Annotated in this window: 19 protein-coding genes; 15 read left to right on the top strand and 4 right to left on the bottom strand. The window is 58.1% G+C overall.

What is annotated here, in order from left to right; translation table 11 throughout:
* The first annotated feature begins 367 nt into the window (after positions 1-367).
* From AC1RKJ_RS08035 to AC1RKJ_RS07985, 11 genes are all read left to right on the top strand, one after another.
* Positions 368-817, top strand: a complete 450-nt coding sequence (locus tag AC1RKJ_RS08035; RefSeq protein WP_492790547.1) for a hypothetical protein — start codon at positions 368-370, stop codon at positions 815-817.
* Between the two features lie 5 nt (positions 818-822).
* The gene (locus AC1RKJ_RS08030) at positions 823-1,158 is read left to right on the top strand and encodes a MaoC family dehydratase (RefSeq protein ID WP_492790546.1); all 336 of its coding nucleotides are present in this window, start codon (positions 823-825) and stop codon (positions 1,156-1,158) included.
* An 8-nt stretch (positions 1,159-1,166) separates the two neighbouring features.
* The gene (locus AC1RKJ_RS08025; RefSeq protein WP_492790545.1) at positions 1,167-1,631 is read left to right on the top strand and encodes a MaoC family dehydratase; all 465 of its coding nucleotides are present in this window, start codon (positions 1,167-1,169) and stop codon (positions 1,629-1,631) included.
* Positions 1,632-1,641: 10 nt separating this feature from the next.
* Positions 1,642-2,043 (top strand): RidA family protein, encoded by a 402-nt coding sequence (locus AC1RKJ_RS08020; RefSeq protein WP_492790544.1) that lies wholly within the window; start codon positions 1,642-1,644, stop codon positions 2,041-2,043.
* The gene (locus tag AC1RKJ_RS08015) at positions 2,040-3,716 is read left to right on the top strand and encodes a thiamine pyrophosphate-requiring protein (protein WP_492790543.1); all 1,677 of its coding nucleotides are present in this window, start codon (positions 2,040-2,042) and stop codon (positions 3,714-3,716) included. Before AC1RKJ_RS08020 ends, AC1RKJ_RS08015 begins: the two co-directional genes overlap by 4 nt.
* An 85-nt stretch (positions 3,717-3,801) precedes the next feature.
* On the top strand, positions 3,802-4,764 hold the full coding sequence (locus AC1RKJ_RS08010; protein ID WP_492790542.1) for a Bug family tripartite tricarboxylate transporter substrate binding protein: 963 nt from the start codon (positions 3,802-3,804) through the stop codon (positions 4,762-4,764).
* 7 nt (positions 4,765-4,771) lie between these two features.
* Positions 4,772-5,542 (top strand): enoyl-CoA hydratase/isomerase family protein, encoded by a 771-nt coding sequence (locus tag AC1RKJ_RS08005; RefSeq protein ID WP_492790541.1) that lies wholly within the window; start codon positions 4,772-4,774, stop codon positions 5,540-5,542.
* A 102-nt stretch (positions 5,543-5,644) separates the two neighbouring features.
* A complete protein-coding gene (locus AC1RKJ_RS08000) occupies positions 5,645-7,066 on the top strand; it encodes an aldehyde dehydrogenase family protein (protein WP_492790540.1) in 1,422 nt (473 codons plus the stop codon).
* Complete coding sequence (locus tag AC1RKJ_RS07995; RefSeq protein WP_492790539.1) at positions 7,063-9,174, top strand: acetate--CoA ligase family protein; 2,112 nt, start codon at positions 7,063-7,065, stop codon at positions 9,172-9,174. Before AC1RKJ_RS08000 ends, AC1RKJ_RS07995 begins: the two co-directional genes overlap by 4 nt.
* A 7-nt stretch (positions 9,175-9,181) precedes the next feature.
* Positions 9,182-10,069: an IclR family transcriptional regulator domain-containing protein gene (locus tag AC1RKJ_RS07990; RefSeq protein WP_492790538.1), complete on the top strand. Its 888-nt coding sequence runs from the start codon at positions 9,182-9,184 to the stop codon at positions 10,067-10,069.
* Complete coding sequence (locus AC1RKJ_RS07985; protein WP_492790537.1) at positions 10,066-11,121, top strand: NADH:flavin oxidoreductase; 1,056 nt, start codon at positions 10,066-10,068, stop codon at positions 11,119-11,121. The genes AC1RKJ_RS07990 and AC1RKJ_RS07985 overlap by 4 nt, the downstream gene beginning before the upstream one ends.
* Positions 11,122-11,169: 48 nt before the next feature.
* Here the strand turns inward: AC1RKJ_RS07985 and AC1RKJ_RS07980 are convergent, their stop codons facing one another.
* The 3 genes from AC1RKJ_RS07980 to AC1RKJ_RS07970 are packed head-to-tail and all read right to left on the bottom strand — an operon-like array spanning position 11,170 to position 14,369.
* Positions 11,170-12,768 (bottom strand): class I adenylate-forming enzyme family protein, encoded by a 1,599-nt coding sequence (locus AC1RKJ_RS07980; protein WP_492790536.1) that lies wholly within the window; start codon positions 12,766-12,768, stop codon positions 11,170-11,172.
* A gap of 21 nt (positions 12,769-12,789) precedes the next feature.
* Positions 12,790-13,575 carry an ABC transporter permease gene (locus tag AC1RKJ_RS07975; protein ID WP_492790535.1) on the bottom strand — a complete coding sequence of 262 codons (786 nt, stop codon included), beginning with the start codon at positions 13,573-13,575 and terminating at the stop codon, positions 12,790-12,792.
* Entirely contained in the window at positions 13,572-14,369 is a 798-nt protein-coding gene (locus tag AC1RKJ_RS07970) for an ABC transporter ATP-binding protein (protein ID WP_492790534.1), read from the bottom strand. The genes AC1RKJ_RS07975 and AC1RKJ_RS07970 overlap by 4 nt, the downstream gene beginning before the upstream one ends.
* Positions 14,370-14,671: 302 nt before the next feature.
* Here AC1RKJ_RS07970 and AC1RKJ_RS07965 point away from each other — a divergent pair, with 302 nt between their 5' ends.
* The 4 genes from AC1RKJ_RS07965 to AC1RKJ_RS07950 all read left to right on the top strand — a co-directional run bounded on the left by AC1RKJ_RS07965 (position 14,672) and on the right by AC1RKJ_RS07950 (position 17,848).
* A complete protein-coding gene (locus AC1RKJ_RS07965) occupies positions 14,672-15,334 on the top strand; it encodes a TetR/AcrR family transcriptional regulator (RefSeq protein ID WP_492790533.1) in 663 nt (220 codons plus the stop codon).
* 139 nt (positions 15,335-15,473) lie between these two features.
* On the top strand, positions 15,474-16,232 hold the full coding sequence (locus AC1RKJ_RS07960; protein ID WP_492790531.1) for an enoyl-CoA hydratase-related protein: 759 nt from the start codon (positions 15,474-15,476) through the stop codon (positions 16,230-16,232).
* A gap of 27 nt (positions 16,233-16,259) precedes the next feature.
* Positions 16,260-17,429 (top strand): thiolase family protein, encoded by a 1,170-nt coding sequence (locus AC1RKJ_RS07955; protein ID WP_492790530.1) that lies wholly within the window; start codon positions 16,260-16,262, stop codon positions 17,427-17,429.
* The gene (locus AC1RKJ_RS07950) at positions 17,429-17,848 is read left to right on the top strand and encodes a Zn-ribbon domain-containing OB-fold protein (protein ID WP_492790529.1); all 420 of its coding nucleotides are present in this window, start codon (positions 17,429-17,431) and stop codon (positions 17,846-17,848) included. Before AC1RKJ_RS07955 ends, AC1RKJ_RS07950 begins: the two co-directional genes overlap by 1 nt.
* 90 nt (positions 17,849-17,938) lie before the next feature.
* Here AC1RKJ_RS07950 and AC1RKJ_RS07945 read toward each other — a convergent pair whose 3' ends face one another.
* Positions 17,939-19,042 carry an ABC transporter substrate-binding protein gene (locus AC1RKJ_RS07945; RefSeq protein ID WP_492790528.1) on the bottom strand — a complete coding sequence of 368 codons (1,104 nt, stop codon included), beginning with the start codon at positions 19,040-19,042 and terminating at the stop codon, positions 17,939-17,941.
* Positions 19,043-19,417: the final 375 nt, after the last annotated feature.

Genomic DNA, 19,417 nt, shown 5'->3' with positions numbered 1-19,417 from the left:
CGCGCGTGCGCCAGAAAGCCAAAATTAAAATTGGGCAGGCGGCTGTTCGATAAGAAAGCCTGCTTCGATTGGTGCGCTTAGAGAATCCGCTGAACTGATAGCGGATAAAGATCGCGTAGAGAGCGGTGCCTGAGCTCACTGTCGCTCCTTTCGATAGAGCAAGACGCATCGTCTTTTGTAATCGCCGACTTTAGCGCCCAACGGGCGACGGCGGCCCGCGCTCTATCTGCCTTTCGACCAAACAGCCCCGGGAATACGTCCGCCGCGAAAACAATTTTCGCCACGGTGCCCCGTTGACAGAACCTTTCGTCTGAATACACTGTGCGCATATAGAAACTATTGTGCGATTATCGCACAGGAGGCAAATGTGACCAGACCGAGTGAGATCAAGCCCCGCGAAGGTTCTGTGCGGGGAACGCTATATGACGAATTCGCGGAAGGGGCTCGACTTGGACCGGTAAGTTTCGAGATAACCCCGGCAATCGTGGAGGAGTATTTTACTGCGGTCTCTGCAGATCGTGCTCTCTACAAGATTGACGATCGTCAAGCTGCGCCACCGAACGTGCTGCTGCCTTACATGACGGTGCCGATCTACATGACCTATCCGCCGAACCAGGGGATCGTCATGGCCGAGCTGGACATGACCTGGCACAAGCCGATCTGGGCGGATGAGACGACCTCGGTCGTCGCTACCGGGCGCGTTCTCACGAAGTTCGAAAAGCGTGGCCGTCGCTACATCAATTGGGAGGCGACATTCGCCCGCACGGACGGCGAGCCAATTGCAACGCTGATCAACACCTTCCACGTGCCGGAGTAAACGTTATGAAGCGCGAGATCGACATCACCCAGGAAATGATCGACGGCTACGGCCGCATCAACGGCGACAACGATATCATCCATTATGATCACGAGTATGCTTTGGCTCGCGGATTTCGCGGCACGCTTCTGCACGGTCCTCACATGACTGCCTTTGCTTCGGATCTCGGGGCAAAGCGCTACGGCAAGGAATGGCTCTATCGTGGTCATCTCAAGACCAAGTGGATCGGCCCGGTGTGCCCAAGGGATCGCTTCGTGGTTGAGCTTTCCGACGATGGGACTGTGAAAGCCGTATCGGGCGGTGAAGTCGCCATGGTCGGCTCTGTCACGCTTAAGGATTGAGGGAAGCCGTGTCCGACACGAAGGTAATCGGCGATCAGCTCGCAGCGTGCGACCTCAACCCCGGGGAGCTTTTAGCGGAGCGCGCTATCATGCTAAACAGGGGCACGTTTGATGCCTTCGCGTCGCTGACCGGCGACAATCACCCGATCCACTACGACGTCGCATATTCGAGAGCGCGCGGACTGCGAGCTCCTATCGCTCATGGCCTGCTGCTTGTCGCAATGACGGCGCTCGGTGCGACGCCGATCTCGGATCGCTTACACGCGAGCATGGTGGCCATGGTGGGGACCGAGGCCAAGTTTCTCGGTCCCGCATACTTGGATGATGCGATCAAGATCGAACTGCGCGTTGGCGAGATCGTGCCGAAGTCAAACGGTGTGTCGCTCGTGGGCTTTGATGTCGAGCTTCTTTCTGAAGCTCGGCAGGTGCTGGCGCGGGTAAGCCACCGATTTCTTCTCAAGACGACACTTTAGTGGGCGCATTATGCATTCTTCATTGAATCCGATCCAGGTCGCCGGCGCCAATCCGAAGGCGACTTTCTCGTCGGCGGTGCGTGCTGGAGATTTTCTTTATGTCTCCGGTATCACCGCCACCGATGATCAGCGTCGAATCGTCGGTGTTGGTGATATCGAGGCTCAGGCCAGATTTATTTACAGCAAGATTGCAAAGGTGCTGGAAACCGCAGGCGCAGATCTTGGCCAGATTGTCGAAACGGTAGACTACGTCACCACCTTCGAGGGTTATGAGAAAACGGCGAAGGTTCGTCGCGATGTATTCGGCGATGGTCCTTTCCCCACAGCGACGGGCGTCAAGGTGTCCGAACTCGTGCGGCCGGACGCTCTTATAGAGATCCGGGTAATTGCCTATCTCGGCGGCGGCGCATGACCTCCAGCCGCAAGTCAACGCGTTCGGTAGCAGCACAGTATCTCGAATGTCTGCGTTCCCATGGTGTCCGCTATATCTTTGGCAATGGAGGAACGGATTTTCCTCCGCTCGTCGAGGCGCTCTCCCATGATGATACCGGCATTGAGCCGATCGTCGTTCCGCATGAGAACGTCGCCGTCGCTATGGCGTATGGCTACACGCTGATCACCGGGCAGCCACAGGTTGTGATGGTGCATGTGGGGCTTGGAACTGCCAATGCTCTGTTGGGTATATTCAACGCCGCCCGCGAGCATGTGCCGATGATCGTCTCGGCTGGCCGCACGCCAGTTCTCGAGCATGGACGGCTGGGGGCCCGCAACAATTTCATCAATTGGGCCCAGGAGATGTTCGACCAGGGTGGCATGGTGCGAGAGCTCGTGAAGTGGGACTATGAGCTGCGTGACCCCGCTCAGATATCGGACGTTGTGGACCGGGCTTTCGCGATATCCCGATCTTCTCCGGAAGGCCCTGTCTATCTCGTTCTGCCGCGCGAAGTGCTTGCGGCTAATGCGATCGAAGCCACCAATCGTGGTCTCGGCGTGCAGATGCCGGCGGTTGCGGGCCTTCCGCCGGAAAGCGATCTCGAAATCTGTCGGAAATGGCTTTCAAGTGCGCGGCGCCCGCTGGTTATCACATCTGGTGCAGGGCGGACCCGCGAAGGGTTCGATGCGCTGACCGAGCTTTCGCTGAAATATGGCGTACCGGTCGTGCAATATCGGCCACGCTATCTCAGCATTCCTTGCTCTTCGCCGACCCATGCAGGATATGAAGCGGCGTCTCTCCTCCCGGATGCCGATCTCGTCCTCGTCGTCGAAAGCGATGTGCCGTGGTTACCAGACGGTGTGTCTCCAGCGTTGGGCGCCAAGATCGTCCACATCGGCCGCGACCCGCTCTATGCCGATTATCCAATGCGCAGCTTTCGATCGGATCTGACGTTGCAAGGAAGCACGCCCTTGATCTTGCGCGAGCTGATGGCTGCTCAGCCCACCGCAGCGCCGCGCACGGCTTGGCTGAAGGCTGCCACGCAGTGGCGAGACAAGATTCCTTCTGTCGGTCATGCCCTAACAAACCAATATGTTTCACGGTGCATCGCCGACGCGATGGACCAGAACAGTGTTCTCGTCAACGAATACACCTTTGCTCTGGAAGAACTGCGGGTCGAAACAAATGATCAATTCTTCACGCACAGCCCGGCTGGGGGGCTTGGATGGGCGCTGGGTGCTTCACTCGGCATTCGCATGGCGCGGCCAGACGCCACCGTCTTCGCTACGATCGGTGACGGCACGTACATGTTCGGCAATCCAACGCCGGCTCACTTCGTAAGCGCGAGTCGCGGACTTCCGTTTATCACCGTGATCTATAACAACCGGCGATGGGCGGCAGTGCATCGTGCGACGCTATCCATGTATCCGCAGGGAGCGGCAGCCGCGCAACCAACGCCTGTCTTCGCAACGCTCGAACCGGCTCCCGACTATGAACGCATCGTTGAAGCGAGTGGTGGGCTTGGCTTGCGGGTAGAGCAGGTCAGCGAGCTACAGCCGGCCATCGAGCGCGCGGTCTATGCGGTTCAAAAGGAACGCCGACAAGCGGTCATCAACGTTCTCACGGAGGCGACTTACACTCGTACAAGCTAAGGCGGACATGGAGTCCGTAGGAGAAAAAACTCTCACTATCGCAACACGATCCAATTGTTCAGACCAACAATTCAGGAATTCAGCCATGATGCGCGCTGCCCTTATCATCGTTGCCACATTATCCATGTCGCTAGCTGCTGCAGCGGAGTCATATCCGACGAGGCTGATTACGCTGGTGGTGCCGTATGCGGCCGGCGGAACAAACGACATCATTGCGCGCGCAGTTGCTAACAGGATGGCGTCCAGCCTCGGCAAGCCTGTTGTCGTGGAAAACCGGTCGGGAGCTGGCGGAAACGTGGGCGCATCCTCCGTGGCGAAGGCAACGCCTGATGGGTATACGCTGTTGACAGCGCCCATCGGTATTCTCGCGATCAACAAATGGCTCTATACGAACCTTGGCTATGATCCCGAGAAGGAATTCGCACCCATTACGCTTGCGGGTTCGGTGCCGAACGTTCTGCTCGGGCATCCTTCTGTGCCCGCGCGTGATATCAAGGAACTGATTGCCTACGCACACGCGAATCCGAAAAAGATAACATTTGCTTCAATGGGTACCGGGACGACCGGGCATCTCAATGGCGAGATGTTAAAGATCCTGGCAAACGTGGATATTCAGCACGTTCCTTATCGTGGTAGTTCACCCGCGCTTCAGGACCTCCTGGGCGGACATGTCAATATCATGTTCGACAATCTGCCTACCGCGCTGCCGCTCGTGAAGTCCGGACAACTCAAGGCGTTTGCGGTCACGAGCGCGACCCGTTCCGATGCATTGCCAGACGTTCCCACACTGGATGAAGCGGGTGTCCGCGGTTTTGACGCGACAGCCTGGTTCGGATTCGTCGCGCCGGCGGGGACCCCGGCAGAAATTCTCGATCTACTCAACAGCGAGATGGTGAAGGCGCTCAAGGACCCGAGTGTCGCAGATAAACTCAAGGCACAGGGTGTCACGATTGTCGCCAATAGCCGCGCGGAATTTAGAGATGTCATCGGTCGTGAATCGAAGCGCTGGAAGGACGTGGTCGAGCGATCCGGCGTGAAGGTGGAGTAATCTGTCAATGCGGATTGAATATCCTAATCTGACGTATGAAGTTCGAGATCGTGTCGCGACTGTAACCCTCAATCGCCCGGAGCGGCTGAATGCCCAGGACTATCCCAGCAAATGGGATTTGAAATCAGCGCTCGTTCATGCGGCGGAGGACGCAAGTGTTCGTCTTGTTGTTTTCCGCGGAGCCGGCCGCGCCTTCTGCAGCGGAATTGATCTAAAGGAGCTTTCGAGCCGAAAAATCGACGAACGCAATTTTGCCCTGTGGGAAGACTGTCTGCGGATCGTCGAAACCATGGACAAGATCGCGGTGGCGCTTGTCCACGGCTATGCGTTTGGCTCCGGCGTGCAACTCGCAATTGCGTGCGACCTGCGCATCTCGACGCCGACGACGCAGTTCGGCCTTCCGGCAGGGCGCGAAGGGCTCCTGCCTGGCCTTTCCGTGTGGCGGCTGGCCAAATTCGTCGGGATGGGACGTGCCAAGGAACTGGCTCTACTCGGAGATCCGATCGATGGCAGGGAGGCGTTGCGGATTGGTCTCGTGTCCAAGCTTGTCTCCGACGAGAATCGCGAGGCGGAGTTCGCCGACTGGGTCGGGAAAATCGCCGACCTCTCATCCGAGGGAGTGAGGGCGACCAAGCGCGCGATGAACGAGCTTGCCACCATGGACTACGACGCAGCGTTGGCTGCTTACATGGGTTATCAGCGCAAGGGTCTCGTGTCCGATGATTTTGCGGAAGCCATGCTCGCATATCGCGAGAAACGCGCGCCGCGGTGGAAATAGGACAGCACGATGACTTCCGTGAAGCACGCTTATGATCCGTCCGATGTCATGCCGCCGGCAGGTCATTGGGTGCATGGACGCGCTCGAACCGATTGCGTTTCGATGCTTGATGTCATGCGCCCTTCCGATGGCTGCGTACATGGGCGCATACCTCAGGCGAATGAGGGATTGGTGGACGCAGCTGTCGCTTCGGCGCGCGATGGTCATCGCGTTTGGGCCGCTATGCGCCCGCGGGAACGCGGAGCTGCGATGCGTCGCTGGGCTGAATTCGTGCACCGGGATATTGTGGCGCTGGCGCAGCTCGAGTCCGTTGTCTCTTCGCGCCCCTACCACGAAGCTGTCGCCGCGGATGTGCCGGCCGTGGCGGAATGGCTGCGTTTTTACGGTGAATATGCCGACAAGCTCGAAGGGACTGTGACCGCGAGCGGAAATGATCGCCTCTCGTTGGTGTTGCGGGAGCCTTATGGCGTAGTCGGCATCATCACGCCCTGGAATTTTCCACTTTTCCTCGCGGCCTGGAAGCTCGCGCCGGCCATCGCTGCTGGCAATGCCGTTGTGGTCAAGGCATCCGAACTGACGCCATACTCCATCCGCAAGCTGGCCGAACTCGCCAGTGAGGCGGGACTTCCCGATGGCGTTATCAATGTGATCCACGGATCGGGGCCGGAGACTGGTGCGGCGCTCGTCCGGCATCCGGGTATCGATTATGTGACCTTCACGGGATCGACGGCAGTCGGTGCGCGTATCATGTCGGATGCTGCAGCGTCAGGGATCAAGCCCGTTTCGCTTGAACTCGGCGGCAAAAGCGCGACGGTCGTCTTTTCCGACTATGGAGACCTTGAAACAGTTGCCGATCATGTCACGTGGGGTATCACGCGAAACGCCGGGCAGCTTTGCTACGCCGGAGCGCGGCTCGTCGTGGAGGAAAGCATTGCAGACGAACTGATCGAGCGCATTGCCAAGCGCATGCAAATGTTGGTGCCCGGTCCGACCTGGTCGCCGCAAACGACATTTCCGCCCATCATTAGCCAGAAACAGTGCGCGCGCATCTCGTCGCTTGTGCGCTCGACGCGCGAAGAGGGTGCCATCTCCCGATGCGGTGCCGGTGCCTTTGAATTGCAGGGTGGTTCATTTTTCCGTCCAACAATTCTCGATAGAGTGAAGGATGGAATGACCGGATACCGCGAGGAAATCTTCGGTCCCGTTCTTTGCGTGCAACGCTTCGCGAAGCGTGAAGAAGGGCTGCAACTTGCCCAGCATCCAGTGTACGGCCTGTCTGCCGCGGTGTTTACCCGAGACGTCGCTACGGCCCTATCTGCGGCGCGCACGCTGAAAGCAGGCACAGTGTGGATCAATCGTTGGGGGCGCACTCCGGAAATGATGACAAGCCCCTTTGGTGGCTACGGACAATCGGGTTTCGGCAAGGAGTCCGGCAGGCAGGGAATTGAAGGTTTCATGCGTGCGAAGGCCGTCTGGATCGATTTCAGCCAGACAGCCGAGCTGTCGCAGGGAGGTCGTCAGTGAGTCGAAGCGCCCACAACGACGCCTGGATTTCGGCAGCGCTGGACCCGGCATCGGTTGCTATTATCGGGGCATCCGAGAACCCCGAGAAGATCGGCGGCCGTCCCATCAAATACATGAAAGCCCACGGCTACCGTGGTGTGATCTATCCGATCAATCCGACCCGTTCCGAGATCCAGGGACTGCGCTCCTATCCGGATATCTCTGCGCTTCCTGCTGTTCCGGAGATGGCTATCGTCTGCATTCCGGGCCAGCTTGCGGTCGAGGCGGTTGAGGAATGCGCGCGGCGCGGTGTGAAGATCTGCGTCATTGTATCCTCCGGATTCGGCGAGACCGGCGCTGAAGGGCGGCAGCTTCAGGATCGCATGTTGGACGCAGCTCGCCGGCACGGAATGCGACTCGTCGGACCCAATACGCAAGGGCTCGTGAATTTCAGCTCGGGTGCAATTGCCAGCTTCGCGACTCTGATCGGCGAACTCGGTGCTGAAGATGGACCGGTCGCCATTGTGAGTCAGAGTGGGGCAATGAGCGTTGTGCCTTATGCCTTTCTGCGGGCCGAAGGCATCGGGGTGCGCCACGCGCATGCGACTGGCAATGAGTGCGATTTGACTGTTGCCGACTTCGCGCTTGCCGTGGCGCAAGATCCTGGTGTCCGGCTGATCTTGCTCTATATGGAATCGATATCCGATCCCGCAACTCTCAGTGAAGCGGCCCGTGTCGCGCGCGCGCGCGGCGTGCCGATCGTCGCGCTTAAAGCCGGCGTGTCCAGCCGAGGGCAGGCAGCGGCCAGCTCTCACACCGGAGCCCTCGCGACCGAAGACAAGGTCGTCGATGCGTTCTTCCGCCAAGCCGGAATTTTACGCGTCTCCGATATGCGGTCGCTCGTGCGTGCCGCGCGCGTGCTCATCAATGGGGCCAGGCTCGATGGCCGACGTGTGGTGGCGATCAGCAATTCGGGCGCTTGCTGCGTCATGGCGGCGGACGCTGCGGAACGCCACGGGCTAGACCTCGAACCGCTGGCCTCTCATACGCGCAGCATGCTGGAGCGCGTACTGCCTCCCTTTGCGAGTGCCGCAAACCCGATCGACTTGACGGCTGCGTTGCTTTCCAACAGCAAGCTCTTTAGCCAGGTTCTGCCGCTGCTGGCTCCGAATGATGTTGCAGATGCTTACTTCATCAGCCTGCCGATGTCCGGGAAGGGTTATGACGTCCCACAGTTCGCAGAGGATACGGCCTCTTTTGCAAGGCAGACGGGGAAGCCGACGGTAGTTGCAAGCCCGCTGGCGAGTACGCGCGACTTGTTCGAGAAGGCAGGCGTAGCGAGCTTTGAGCATGACGAGGATGCTATGCTCGCGCTTGGTCAACTTGCGCGCGTAACTGCGTTGCAGAACGAGGCCGAGCGCCTTGTGGGCGCGTCTATGAAGACTGTGAAATCAGGGTTGCCAGTGTCGGCGGGGGGCTTCCTGTCCGAGAGCGACAGTCTCGCCTGTCTTGCGGAACTCGGTATACCCGTTGCTCCTTATCGGTTGTGCCGGTCCAGGCAGGAATTGGCCGTCGCGTTGCGGGAAGTGCCGGGCCCCTGGGTTATCAAGGCCTGCTCGGCGGAGATCCCGCATAAGACCGAGTATGGGCTCGTCAAACTTGGTATTGCGGATCAAGAGACTGCTATCTCTGCCTTCGACGCGATCACCGAGGCGGTGCAGAAACTCGGGAAGGGTCTTGATGGTGTGATCGTTGCGAGCATGTTGCGTGCGCAGCGCGAGATGATTATCGGTGCGCGCTGGGATGCCCAGTTCGGAAGCATCGTGATGATCGGTGACGGTGGCAAGTACGTCGAGGCCATGCCCGATGTCGTCACGCTGATCCATCCCTTCGATGTGGAGCATTGTCTCGCGCGGATGCGTGCTTTGCGTATGGCTCCTCTCTTCTCTGGCGTCCGCGGGGAAGCCCCCCTTTCTGCAACGCATGTTGCCGAGATTGCGGTGAAGCTAGGTAGCTGGGTCCACTATCATGCTGGACGTGTAAAGTCTGCCGACATAAACCCTCTCATGTTAGGACCAGCCGGCGCAATGGCGGCAGCGGACGCGCTCGTTGAGCTGGTGCGCTCATGAGGGAAATATGACGACGAAGGCCAAAAAGTCTCGACGCGGCAAGGCGGTGGATCGCCGCCAGGATAGTGAGGAGGACAGCGCCCGCGGAAAGCACTTCGTCAATGGTTTGGCGAAGGGGCTTTCCATGATCCAGGCGTTCAGTGCGGAAACACCTGCTTTGACACTTGCAGAAGCGGCTGCCGTAACCAGCCTCACGCGAGCATCGGCGCGGCGCATACTCATGACGCTTGAGGATCTCGGCTTCGTCGCGCGCGAAGGGGTGCGGCACTTCATCCTTACGCCCAAGGTGCTGGCGCTTGGATATTCCTACCTCGCATCTACGCCATTGTGGTCGTTTGCCAGCCCGATATTGCAGGATCTTGTCGAGGAAGTGGGCGAAACCTGCGCCATAGCCGTCCAGGACGATACAGATCTCGTCTATGTCTTGCGCATTCCCATTCATCGCATTTTGAGCCAAGGGGTAATCGTCGGCTCGCGCCTACCGCTCTATTGCCATTCGGGGGGGCGGGTGCTGCTCTCTGATTTAGGCCCCACACAGCTCGATTCCTACTTCGCGCGCGCGCGTCTCAAGGCGTTTACACCCCGCACGGTTGTGGACCCAGCACGTCTGCGCAAGCTGCTCAAGGATGTCACTCGCCAGCAGTATGCATGGGTGAGCAGCGAGATCGAAGAGAACGTCTCCGGACTATCGGTCCCCATTCGTCAGGTCGATGGCAGGGTGATTGCTGCGTTGAACGTCAGCATCAATCAGCCCGCGGTCAAGGAAGATGCAATGGTCAAGCGGCTGCTGCCGAGCTTGCAGACTGCGGCAGACCGAATTCAGGCTTCGCTCTCGGTCGGACAACCGATGCGCAGGGCGGCTGCCTCGCAGAATCTCAAGGGACGGGGCGGATGAAGGCACTCAAGCCGACGCGTCTCGCGTCCATGGAACTGCGCAATGCCGTGGTGGTCGCTCCCATGTCGCGCATGCAGGCTCAGACCGACGGCGTCGTTTCATCCGATATGCCCGACTATTATGCGCGCTACGCGCGCGACGGCGCTGGGCTGGTGATGACCGAGGCCGTCTATACCGATGAAACATCCGGCCGCGCATATTTCAATCAACCCGGACTTGCCAACGACAGGCAGGGCGAAGGGTGGCGGAAGGTCGTCGATGCGGTGCATGCCGCTGACGGTCGGATTTTCGCGCAACTCCAACACGGCGGACGGCTTGCCGAGCCGGGTTTGAATCCGCTGCATCTGGCCGCAAGCGATGGCGTTGCGGCAGGAAATACGTGGCAGACCGGACGCCCGAATGCGGTGGCGCGCGCTGCTACCGTGACTGAAATCCAAGAGATCGTTACGTCATTTGGAGATGCTGCTCGACGGGCATGCGAGGCCGGGTTCGATGGCGTGGAAATCCATGGCGCACGCGGCTACCTCATCGATGATTTTCTTTCTGCCAGCACCAACCGCCGTACCGACATGTTCGGTGGGTCGTTAAAGTCGCGTCTCGAGATACCCCTTGCAATGGTGAAGAGCGTGCGTGCGGCGATTGGGGCTTTGCCGCTGAGTTTCAATTTCTCCCTCTACAAGATGGATGACCCTGCGTATCAGCCGCCTGGTGGCCAGGACGAGGTGACGGAGATAGTGCGAGCGCTGTGCGGTGCGGGCACCGACATCATCCACGTCAGCACGCGCAAGGCGTTGCGCACCGAGGCATGGGGTGAGCCGCTCTTTCGTACCGTCCGGGCAGCAGCATCCGGCGATATCATCGCCAATGGCGGTTTGACGACACTTGAGGATTGCGAAGCTGCGCTTCAGGAGGGTGGTGCAACCGCGGTCTCGATCGCTCGAGCTTATCTCGCTAATCCAGACTGGTTGACTCGCATGATCGCCAAGAGCGATGTGGTGCGATACGCGCCTGGACAAGAGCGTTTGCCGCTGCTTGGTGACGTTCGGGCCTGACATGCTCGACCGCGCTCGCTTTGATCCATCGATTCTCGAGAGAGAAATCTATGGCTTAGCGAAATCGGCTTTCAGTTTCGATTTTAAGATTTTGCCTGTCGGGCCAATCGGCAATTCGTTGGTCAGAACAATTTCCTTTGGCCGTTTATAGGCAGTGAGATTCTCCTTCGCCCAGGCATCAAGTTTGGCAACATTGAGCTGACGGCCTGCTGTCGGTTGAACATAGGCGATGATTTCCTCGTTGCCATCCACGGCGCGGCCAACCACAGCCACCAGCGCAACGCCGGGGAACTGCGACAAGACCGCCTCCACCTCGATAGGGTAGACGTTGAATCCGCTACGGATGATAACGTCCTTCGTTCGACCGACCAGAGACAGATTACCGTCCTGATCCAGAGATCCGATGTCTCCCGTTGTCATGAAGCCGTCGGGCCGCCTGACTTCAGCGTTTGTGAGCTCGTTTTTATAGTATCCCAGCATGAGATTGGGGCCCTTGACCCATATCTCTCCGGGTTCTCCAATCGCGGCATGCTTGCCGTCTTCGCGAACGATACGGATTTCGATTCCGGGCTGCACCACACCGACCGATCGACCTATTGTGGCGCCGCGTGATCGCGTGATCGGCGCGATCTCTGTCATCCCGTATGAATTACCGAGCTCGAGCCCGAAGGCCTCTTCGATTTGCGTCTTCAGTGTCAGGTCGAGCGGCATTCCACCGACGGCAATGAAGCGCAACCGATTGGATCGCAGCGAAACGTTGTTGCTCTTGGCGTATTCGAGCAGTCGCGCGAAGATCGTGGGTACGCCCATGACGTAGGTGATGCGATCGGCCTTGAGCGCGGTCACGAAACTGTCGGGACGGAATTGAGTCACGAGTTCGGTTGTGCCGCCGGCCCAGATTGCCGTTGTCAGCATCGCTCCGAGACCGATAACATGACTCACCGGCGTGATATTGTAGAACACATCGTCTGGCGTAATGTTGCGGAGCTCGGCCATGTTTCCGCCCATATACATGATAGCCTGGTGGCTCAGCATCACGCCTTTCGGCGCACCTGTGGTGCCCGACGAAAACAGCAGAATGGCGGTCTGGCGTTCTTTCTCCGCATAAACCGGCTCAGGTTGCGCGTTGACGTCCGTGGCTCCGAACGCGACTTTGCCAAAAACAGGATCTTCGTGCGGCCGAGCCTGTGCCTGCGCGGCGTGATCCGCCGCCGCCGTTGAATCTCCGACCGTGTAAACGACTGTGCGGCACCCGCTGTATGCGCGGCAGGCCTCGATCTCGCGCGCTGACATTCGTGCATTGATGGGACTCGCCCATGCGTCGAGATCGGTCGCGGCAAAAATGAATGTGACAGCGGCAATGGAGTTCTCGTTCACGATCATCACACGATCGCCACCGACAACACCGGTCGCTTTCAGCAAGTCCTTGGCGCGTTCAATAGCTTGCCAAAAATCCAGATATGTAACGGACTTCCCAGCCGAGATGAGCGCGATGCGATGCGGCGCGGTCAAGGCCTGCCGCTGAACCAGCCCTGCGAGCCGCGACGGCATGGACGCCAGCAAGGCTTCCGCGCTGCCGCCGTTGAGCGGGTCAACCGCGCTGAATTCCGTCTCGTGCATTGCGGCTGCTTTTACTGTCGACGACATGGCCTTCCCCAAGCGCTATGATTATGCGCCTTCTGCCGCAAGATGGTTTCTGTTCTCCCAGAAGACCACCTTGCGATGCAGGTATTGCAGGATCTCATTTCCGGCCACCCCGATGGCGGCGAGAACGATGACCACCGCGAACATCGTTGCGACATCCATCGTCATAGAGGAAGCCTGCAATAAGTTACCAAGTCCGGCCTTGGATGCGATGAATTCGCCAACGACTGCGCCGATCAGCGCCATAGCGACGCTGATCTGAAGGCCAGCGAAGATGGATGATGCTGCCGCGGGGAGTTTGACATTGAGCAGGATATTCCATCGCGATGCACTGAACGCACGGTAGAGGTTCACGATGTCCGGATTGACCGAGCGGATGCCGACCAGTGTGTTGATGAAAACAGGGAAGAAGCAGATCAGTGCGACCAGGACGATTTTGGAGGATATCCCAAATCCGAACCAGACGATGATGAGCGGCGCGAGGGCGACCTTTGGCATCGATTGCAACGCGACGATATAGGGCATCAGCGCTCGCTCGATGAGCGGAATTTCGGCCAGAAGGGCGCCGATCGCGATGGCGAGAAAACAGCCGAGGAGATAGCCAACGACCACTGCATAAAGCGTCGCGGCGATATGCGGATAGAAGGTGCCTCCTATAAGGCCATCGATGAGCGCTCCACCGACGGAAAGCGGCGAGGGGACAAGATAAGCGGGCACCTTGAAGAAGCGGACCGAGAGATCCCACAGCAGCAGGGTGATCACGAAAAACGAGATGGAAATCCCAATTTCAATCCAGCGAAATTTTGTCATGCGGTCCTCGCAGATTGCGTGGTGCTTGATTTGAACAGCGCCCTGAGGTGGGTTGCATACTCGCCGAACATGGATTGTCCCATGGTTTCGACGTCCCGGACGCGAGGAAGGTCGATTTTAAGGTCGTCAATAACGCGACCCGGACGCTGCGACAGCGTCAGGACACGATCCGATAGATACACCGCCTCCGGAATCGAGTGGGTGATGAACAGCACGGACTTTCCGGTGGTCATCCATATCTGCTGCAATTCGTCCATCATGAATTCGCGCGACATTGCGTCGAGTGCTGCAAATGGCTCATCCATCAACAGCATCGCAGGGTCGTGAATAAGGCCGCGCGCGATGCCGACCCGTTGCTGCATTCCGCCGGAAAGTTCGTACGGATAGTGATTGACGAAGTCGCCCAGCCCGACGAGCCGCAGAAGATCGTGCGCGCGATCCTTGTATTCGGCGATGGGCATGCGCATGGCCCTGATCGGCACGAGAACGTTCTCCAGAACAGTCTTCCATGGGAGAAGCGTCGGTTGCTGAAAGACAATTCCGACATCCGGCCGCGGCGCTTTAACCTCGGCGTTAGCCAGAACAACCTTGCCTGAGGTCGGACGCAGCAGACCGGACACAATCCGAAGCAAGGTCGATTTGCCGCATCCGGACGGCCCGAGGATCGAAACGAATTCGCCTTTCCGGATCGAGAACGACAGATCGCGGATGGCTGGAATCGGGCCACGGCTCGAATTGTAGGTCAGATTCATCTGGTTGATCGAGAGCACGGGATTCGGAGAATCGCCACGCATCTGTTTTGTTGTCTGATCCGGTTTCGACATATTGGTGCGACCTTGGGCCTCTCGCGAGATATCTGCGGTTTCCCGTCCGCGGATTGATGGGTTTTGTGTGTGCGGGTCTGCGCCCGTTTGCCGGTTGATCCGCCATTCGGCGGCAGTGCAGGAGCCATTGTGCACAATTCGCACGGTCGTGCAAATAATTTCATTGCGGGTTATTTTTGCGACGTAAAACTGCTATCATTGCCGGTAGATGCAAGACCCGATAATTTGCCGCATCGGATCGCGGACAACGCTCGAAATTGGATTCCCGGAACATGAAGAGTAAATCGAAAGCCATTGCCGGAAAGCGGCCTGGTCGAGTTCAGAGGCGCAAGGATTTGCTGGGCATTGTTTACGAAGTCATTTCGGAATCCGGCATTGACGGAGCCAGCATGCGACAGATCGCCGACCGGGCGGAGGTCAGCACCGGAACGATCAACTACCATTTTGGAAACAAACAAAAGCTGATCATGGCGGCGCTTCAGGCTGCCTATGAGACACCCTCCGAAGAGGAGCCCAGTTCTTCACCGCTGGCGCAACTCAAGGTGTTTGCCTTCAGCCATATTTTTCGCTCGTCGAACGACCGGTTCTGGCGCTTTTGGGTCAACTACGCCGCTGCCGGCACCAGAAGCACTGAGCTGCGGAAGCATCAAAACCGGCGTTTCGAGAAGCAACTCGGCTTCTGGAGGAGGCTGATCGAGAGCGCTATCAAGGCTGGGGAGTTGCCGGCCGATCTTGAGGCGCAGCGCGCTTCCGAGCATCTCCTGATCTTCGTCCACGGACTCGTCATGCGTCAGATATTGCGTGCAGATGCAGAAAATCGTGCGCATTGCGAAAAGCTTCTCGAGGAGTATTTCGAGGTCTTGGAGCGGCGTAAGCCTGAGACGGATGGCAAGACTTTGAAGCCTTCGATCCGGGAATTGTCCGAGATCAGCTAAGCTCATTGGCGCAATTATAGAGACCGTCGGTCATAAGGCCGGCGGTTTTTTTGTATCTTTGGATTATTTGCACGGTCGTGCGAATTATGTTAACCGATCCCGGATTGCCCGTAGCAAGATCAAAGGAAAGATAGCCCGCATGCCTGTTGTCCTTGTCGAAAGACCATCTCCGCACGTCGCCGTCGTCCGCTTCAACCGCCCGGATGTGCGTAACGCGCTGAACACCGAAGTGCGCCGCCTTCTGCATGGACACTTCGCCCAGCTGGCGGACGATCCCGATGTCCGTTGCGTTGTTTTGACGGGCAACGAACAGGCATTTGCCGCCGGCGCGGACATTCAGGAGCAGGCAGGCCGCGACGTCGTCGGCGCGATCGAGGCTTACACGACCCGCGCCGTGATGGATTTTCCGAAGCCGGTCATTGCGGCAGTTAACGGCTTTGCGCTTGGCGGCGGTTGCGAATTCGCGATGCAGTGCGACATCATCATCGCGAACGACAAGGCCAAGTTCGGTCAGCCCGAAATCAAGCTGGGTCTGATTCCAGGCGCTGGCGGAACACAGCGGCTGCCGAGGACGGTCGGCAAGTACAACGCGTTGTACCTGCTGCTGACAGGCGCGTTCATCAACGCCAACGACGCGCATCGCATGGGCCTCGTCAGCGAAATTGTTCCGGGCAACTGCGAACCGCGCGCGCTTGAGATCGCCGCGCAGATTGCAACGCTTGCGCCGCTGGCAGCGCAGCAGATCAAGGAGGTGGTGAATGCGGGCCTCGATACGTCGCTCGATGCCGGGTTGAAGCTCGAGCGGCGCGGCTACCAGTTGATGTTCGGTACCGCGGACATGCGCGAAGGCGTCAAGGCATTCACGGAAAAGCGTGTAGCCGCCTTTGCGGGCAAGTAAAACGTCGAGGAACCCTGAGGAAAATCAATGATAAATCGCGATATCGCAATTATCGGCTTTGCCGAGACAAAGATCGAATTCCGGTCTGGCCGCAGCGTCTACGATCTGGCCGGCGAAGCCATGGCTGGCGCACTCGCGCATGCCGGGATTGAAAAATCCGAGATCGATGGCATGGCTGTCTCTTCCAGCTTTGCGGATGCCGGCAATCCGTTTTATGGGCCGATTCTATCGGCCTATCTCGGGCTTGAACTGGACTGGTGCCAGGTGACGGATCTTGGCGGAGCGTCGGCCTCCGGCAACATCGCGCGCGCTGCCGCGGCAATTAAAGCAGGGCTCTGCGAAACTGTTGTTGTCATCGCATCCGATCCGCAGTCCAGTGAAAACAAGCAGGCTATTGGAGCTTTCCGAGGCGAATTCCAGTACCCGATGGGCATCATGGGTCCTCCGGGATACTTCGCATTGATCAGCCAGCGCTACGATCATCAGTACGGGCTGGATCCCAAGGCGCTTGGAAAGCTTGCGGTGACTCAGCGGAACCATGCGCTGATGAATGATCTCGCATGTGAGAAGCTTAAAAAGCCGATCACGGTCGACGATTACCTCGCATCGCCGATGATTTCCGACCCGATCCGGATGCTGGATTGCGTCATGGTATGCGACGGCGCCAGCGCGTTTATCGTTACGACGACCGAGCGTGCGAAGAAGATGGGCGCAAAGAAGATGGTCCATCCGATTGGCTATGGCGAACGGGTAAACTACATGGAGACAAACCCGACTCCCGACATCACCGAGGGCGGTCACCGCGCTGCGGGCAAGCGGGCGTTTGAACGCGCTGGCATGAAGCCTTCCGACATCAAGATGTTCCAGCCCTACGACGACTTTCTTATCGCCATCGTCATGCAACTCGAACATCTCGGTTTCTGTGAAACAGGGCGCGGTTGCCAATTCGTCAACGAGCGCGACATGACCTATCGCGGCGATCTTCCGTTGAACACGGGCGGCGGACAGATTTCAGCAGGGCAGGCCGGACTGGCAGGCGGTGCGCATAATCTGTCGGAAGCTTTGCGCCAGTTGTTTGGTGAGGCTGGCGCCCGCCAGATCAAGGATCATGCCAATGCGATCGTTACCGGAATCGGCTGGATACCGTACGGACGTAACTGGGGCTCAAGCACCGCATTGATTTTGGAGGCTGCATAATGTCGATCGAATTCGATCCCTTGGCGGGACAGCGTCCTGCTCCGATTCCGTTGAACTTCAGCAAGCCGTTCTGGGACGGCGCGAAGGACAAGAAGCTGATGCTTCAGTATTGCCCGAAATCGGGCAAGTACCAGTTCTATCCCCGGCCGGTCAGTGTCTACACCGGCACACGCGAACTGGAATGGCGCGAAGCCAGCGGGAAAGGGCACATCTATTCGTTCTCGCTGTCATATAAGGCTCCGCCTCCGTTCAAGGACGTGAAGCCTTACGTCATCGCGAGCGTCGAGCTCGAAGAAGGCGTGCGGATTCTGACCAACATCATTAATTGCGATCCGAAAGCCCTCAAGATCGACATGCCGGTCCGCCTGACATGGGTGCTGGCCGGGACTTCGAACTATCCGGTGTTCGAGCCGGCATAAACAACCCGTCGAGGTTGACCCTTCGACCGACCAAAAGCAAGCCGCCGACAATTGTCGGCGGCTTTGTCGTAAGAGGACTCCGGATATCGTTTACTTCGTAGCCGCCTTGGCTCGCTTGATGACGTCCGCGCGGTCGAACTTGTTGAAGTCGGCTACAAAGCGGTTCGTATAAAGCTTGTCCATCGGTAGGTCGGTGACCGTAATTACGCCGCCGAGCTTGAGCGACTTGATGACGCCTTGCCACTCGGCATCGGTAAAGCTGCCCAACAGCGGCTTTTCTCCCGGCCCAAAGTAAAGCAGCTTCTTCATACGCGCCGACAGGATCTTCAGTTCTTTTGCCATCGCCTCGCTTTCCAGGCCTTGCGGTTTTTGGGCAGGGTAAGCTCGCCAGAACGACCGGATGCATTCTTCTAGATTGGCGTCACAGGCGACGATGCTTTTAGCGATGGCGCGGCCAAAACGGGCAACGAACTCGGGCTTGTTTTTCATCAGATCGTCTGTGACCGCGAACCCGTGACTTGGGTTTCCGTTGAATTCGCTTGGAAAGTTGACCTCGCGGAGTTTGAAGCCGGAAGCTTCGAGAGTCGCGTGCATGGTGTCCCAAAGATTCAAGGCATCCACCTGTCCAGTCGTCATCGCCCGGAATGCTGGACCGCCAGTACCGACGGTGAAAAGCGAGTATTGACTTGGCTGGATACCGACAACGCCCAACGCAGCCTTGGTGACGGGGACGTTGCCGAATGTCGGACCGGCGATTCCGATTGTTTTACCTTTCAGGTCGGCAAGTCCTTTGATCGGGCTGTTCTCGGGAACAACGATCTCCCAGATCGACTGCCGCGTGTAATTGAAAACAAAGCGCAATGGAATTGGTGTCGCGCCTGGCTGAAGTGCATTGACCACGGTTTCCACGCCCACATAACCGGTGTCGAATCCTCCCGACAGTATTTGCTGAATGACGGGATAAGTCCCCTGCATGGAGACGACCTCGTAGTCGAGGTTGTCGTCCTTGAAGAGGCCAAGCTCCTTGCCGAAAGTCAGGTGCGCCATGTTGGACGCAAAGCCGGCTGGCCAGCCGATTTTCACGACGTCAGGCGACTGGGCGACAGCGACCGAGGAAAGGAGTGGGATGCTGCCAGCAATCACGAGCGCGAACCGCAACTGTGACAATGCCTTTCGATTGATACAGTGTGACAATTTTCTCTCCCCTATAGTAATTAATTTTTATTTGCACGATCGTGCGATTAGGTGAGAGACAAGTCAAGCCTCATTCGATACGAGCGCCATCACGTCGCAGCACTAAGGCACGGGAATAACTGCAGGAAGGCGGAATCCGCTGCGTGCATGCAGCGGCATGTCGAACAACGCATTTCGCCTGGGTCTCTATTTCCAGTGCTTGGTGACGCCGGACCGTTCATTTCCAAGCTGTCGAAATGGGTGCAATGCAAAACAGAAATGCAAATTGTACGCCCGTACAATTCCTGAAGTTGGTTGACAGAATAAAGTTGAGGTGGCAACTAACTAGGCGCATGCGAGTGCGGACGGTTTGCTGATCGCTCGGAGGAATCTGGT

Source organism: Afipia sp. GW822-FHT04G07 (assembly GCF_058800765.1).
Note: the sequence above shows the minus strand (reverse complement) of the source record. Positions and strands in the feature narration are given on the sequence as shown.

What these genes read in the sequence shown, in the direction of transcription:
- AC1RKJ_RS08030 (WP_492790546.1), top strand. Translation starts at nt 823, where the DNA reads ATGAAGCGCGAGATCGACATCACCCAGGAAATGATCGACGGCTACGGC.
- AC1RKJ_RS08020 (WP_492790544.1), top strand. Translation starts at nt 1,642, where the DNA reads ATGCATTCTTCATTGAATCCGATCCAGGTCGCCGGCGCCAATCCGAAG.
- AC1RKJ_RS08015 (WP_492790543.1), top strand. Translation starts at nt 2,040, where the DNA reads ATGACCTCCAGCCGCAAGTCAACGCGTTCGGTAGCAGCACAGTATCTC.
- AC1RKJ_RS08010 (WP_492790542.1), top strand. Translation starts at nt 3,802, where the DNA reads ATGATGCGCGCTGCCCTTATCATCGTTGCCACATTATCCATGTCGCTA.
- AC1RKJ_RS08005 (WP_492790541.1), top strand. Translation starts at nt 4,772, where the DNA reads ATGCGGATTGAATATCCTAATCTGACGTATGAAGTTCGAGATCGTGTC.
- AC1RKJ_RS08000 (WP_492790540.1), top strand. Translation starts at nt 5,645, where the DNA reads ATGCTTGATGTCATGCGCCCTTCCGATGGCTGCGTACATGGGCGCATA.
- AC1RKJ_RS07990 (WP_492790538.1), top strand. Translation starts at nt 9,182, where the DNA reads ATGACGACGAAGGCCAAAAAGTCTCGACGCGGCAAGGCGGTGGATCGC.
- AC1RKJ_RS07985 (WP_492790537.1), top strand. Translation starts at nt 10,066, where the DNA reads ATGAAGGCACTCAAGCCGACGCGTCTCGCGTCCATGGAACTGCGCAAT.
- AC1RKJ_RS07980 (WP_492790536.1), bottom strand. Translation starts at nt 12,768, where the DNA reads ATGTCGTCGACAGTAAAAGCAGCCGCAATGCACGAGACGGAATTCAGC.
- AC1RKJ_RS07975 (WP_492790535.1), bottom strand. Translation starts at nt 13,575, where the DNA reads ATGACAAAATTTCGCTGGATTGAAATTGGGATTTCCATCTCGTTTTTC.
- AC1RKJ_RS07970 (WP_492790534.1), bottom strand. Translation starts at nt 14,369, where the DNA reads ATGCGTGGCGATTCTCCGAATCCCGTGCTCTCGATCAACCAGATGAAT.
- AC1RKJ_RS07965 (WP_492790533.1), top strand. Translation starts at nt 14,672, where the DNA reads ATGAAGAGTAAATCGAAAGCCATTGCCGGAAAGCGGCCTGGTCGAGTT.
- AC1RKJ_RS07960 (WP_492790531.1), top strand. Translation starts at nt 15,474, where the DNA reads ATGCCTGTTGTCCTTGTCGAAAGACCATCTCCGCACGTCGCCGTCGTC.
- AC1RKJ_RS07955 (WP_492790530.1), top strand. Translation starts at nt 16,260, where the DNA reads ATGATAAATCGCGATATCGCAATTATCGGCTTTGCCGAGACAAAGATC.
- AC1RKJ_RS07950 (WP_492790529.1), top strand. Translation starts at nt 17,429, where the DNA reads ATGTCGATCGAATTCGATCCCTTGGCGGGACAGCGTCCTGCTCCGATT.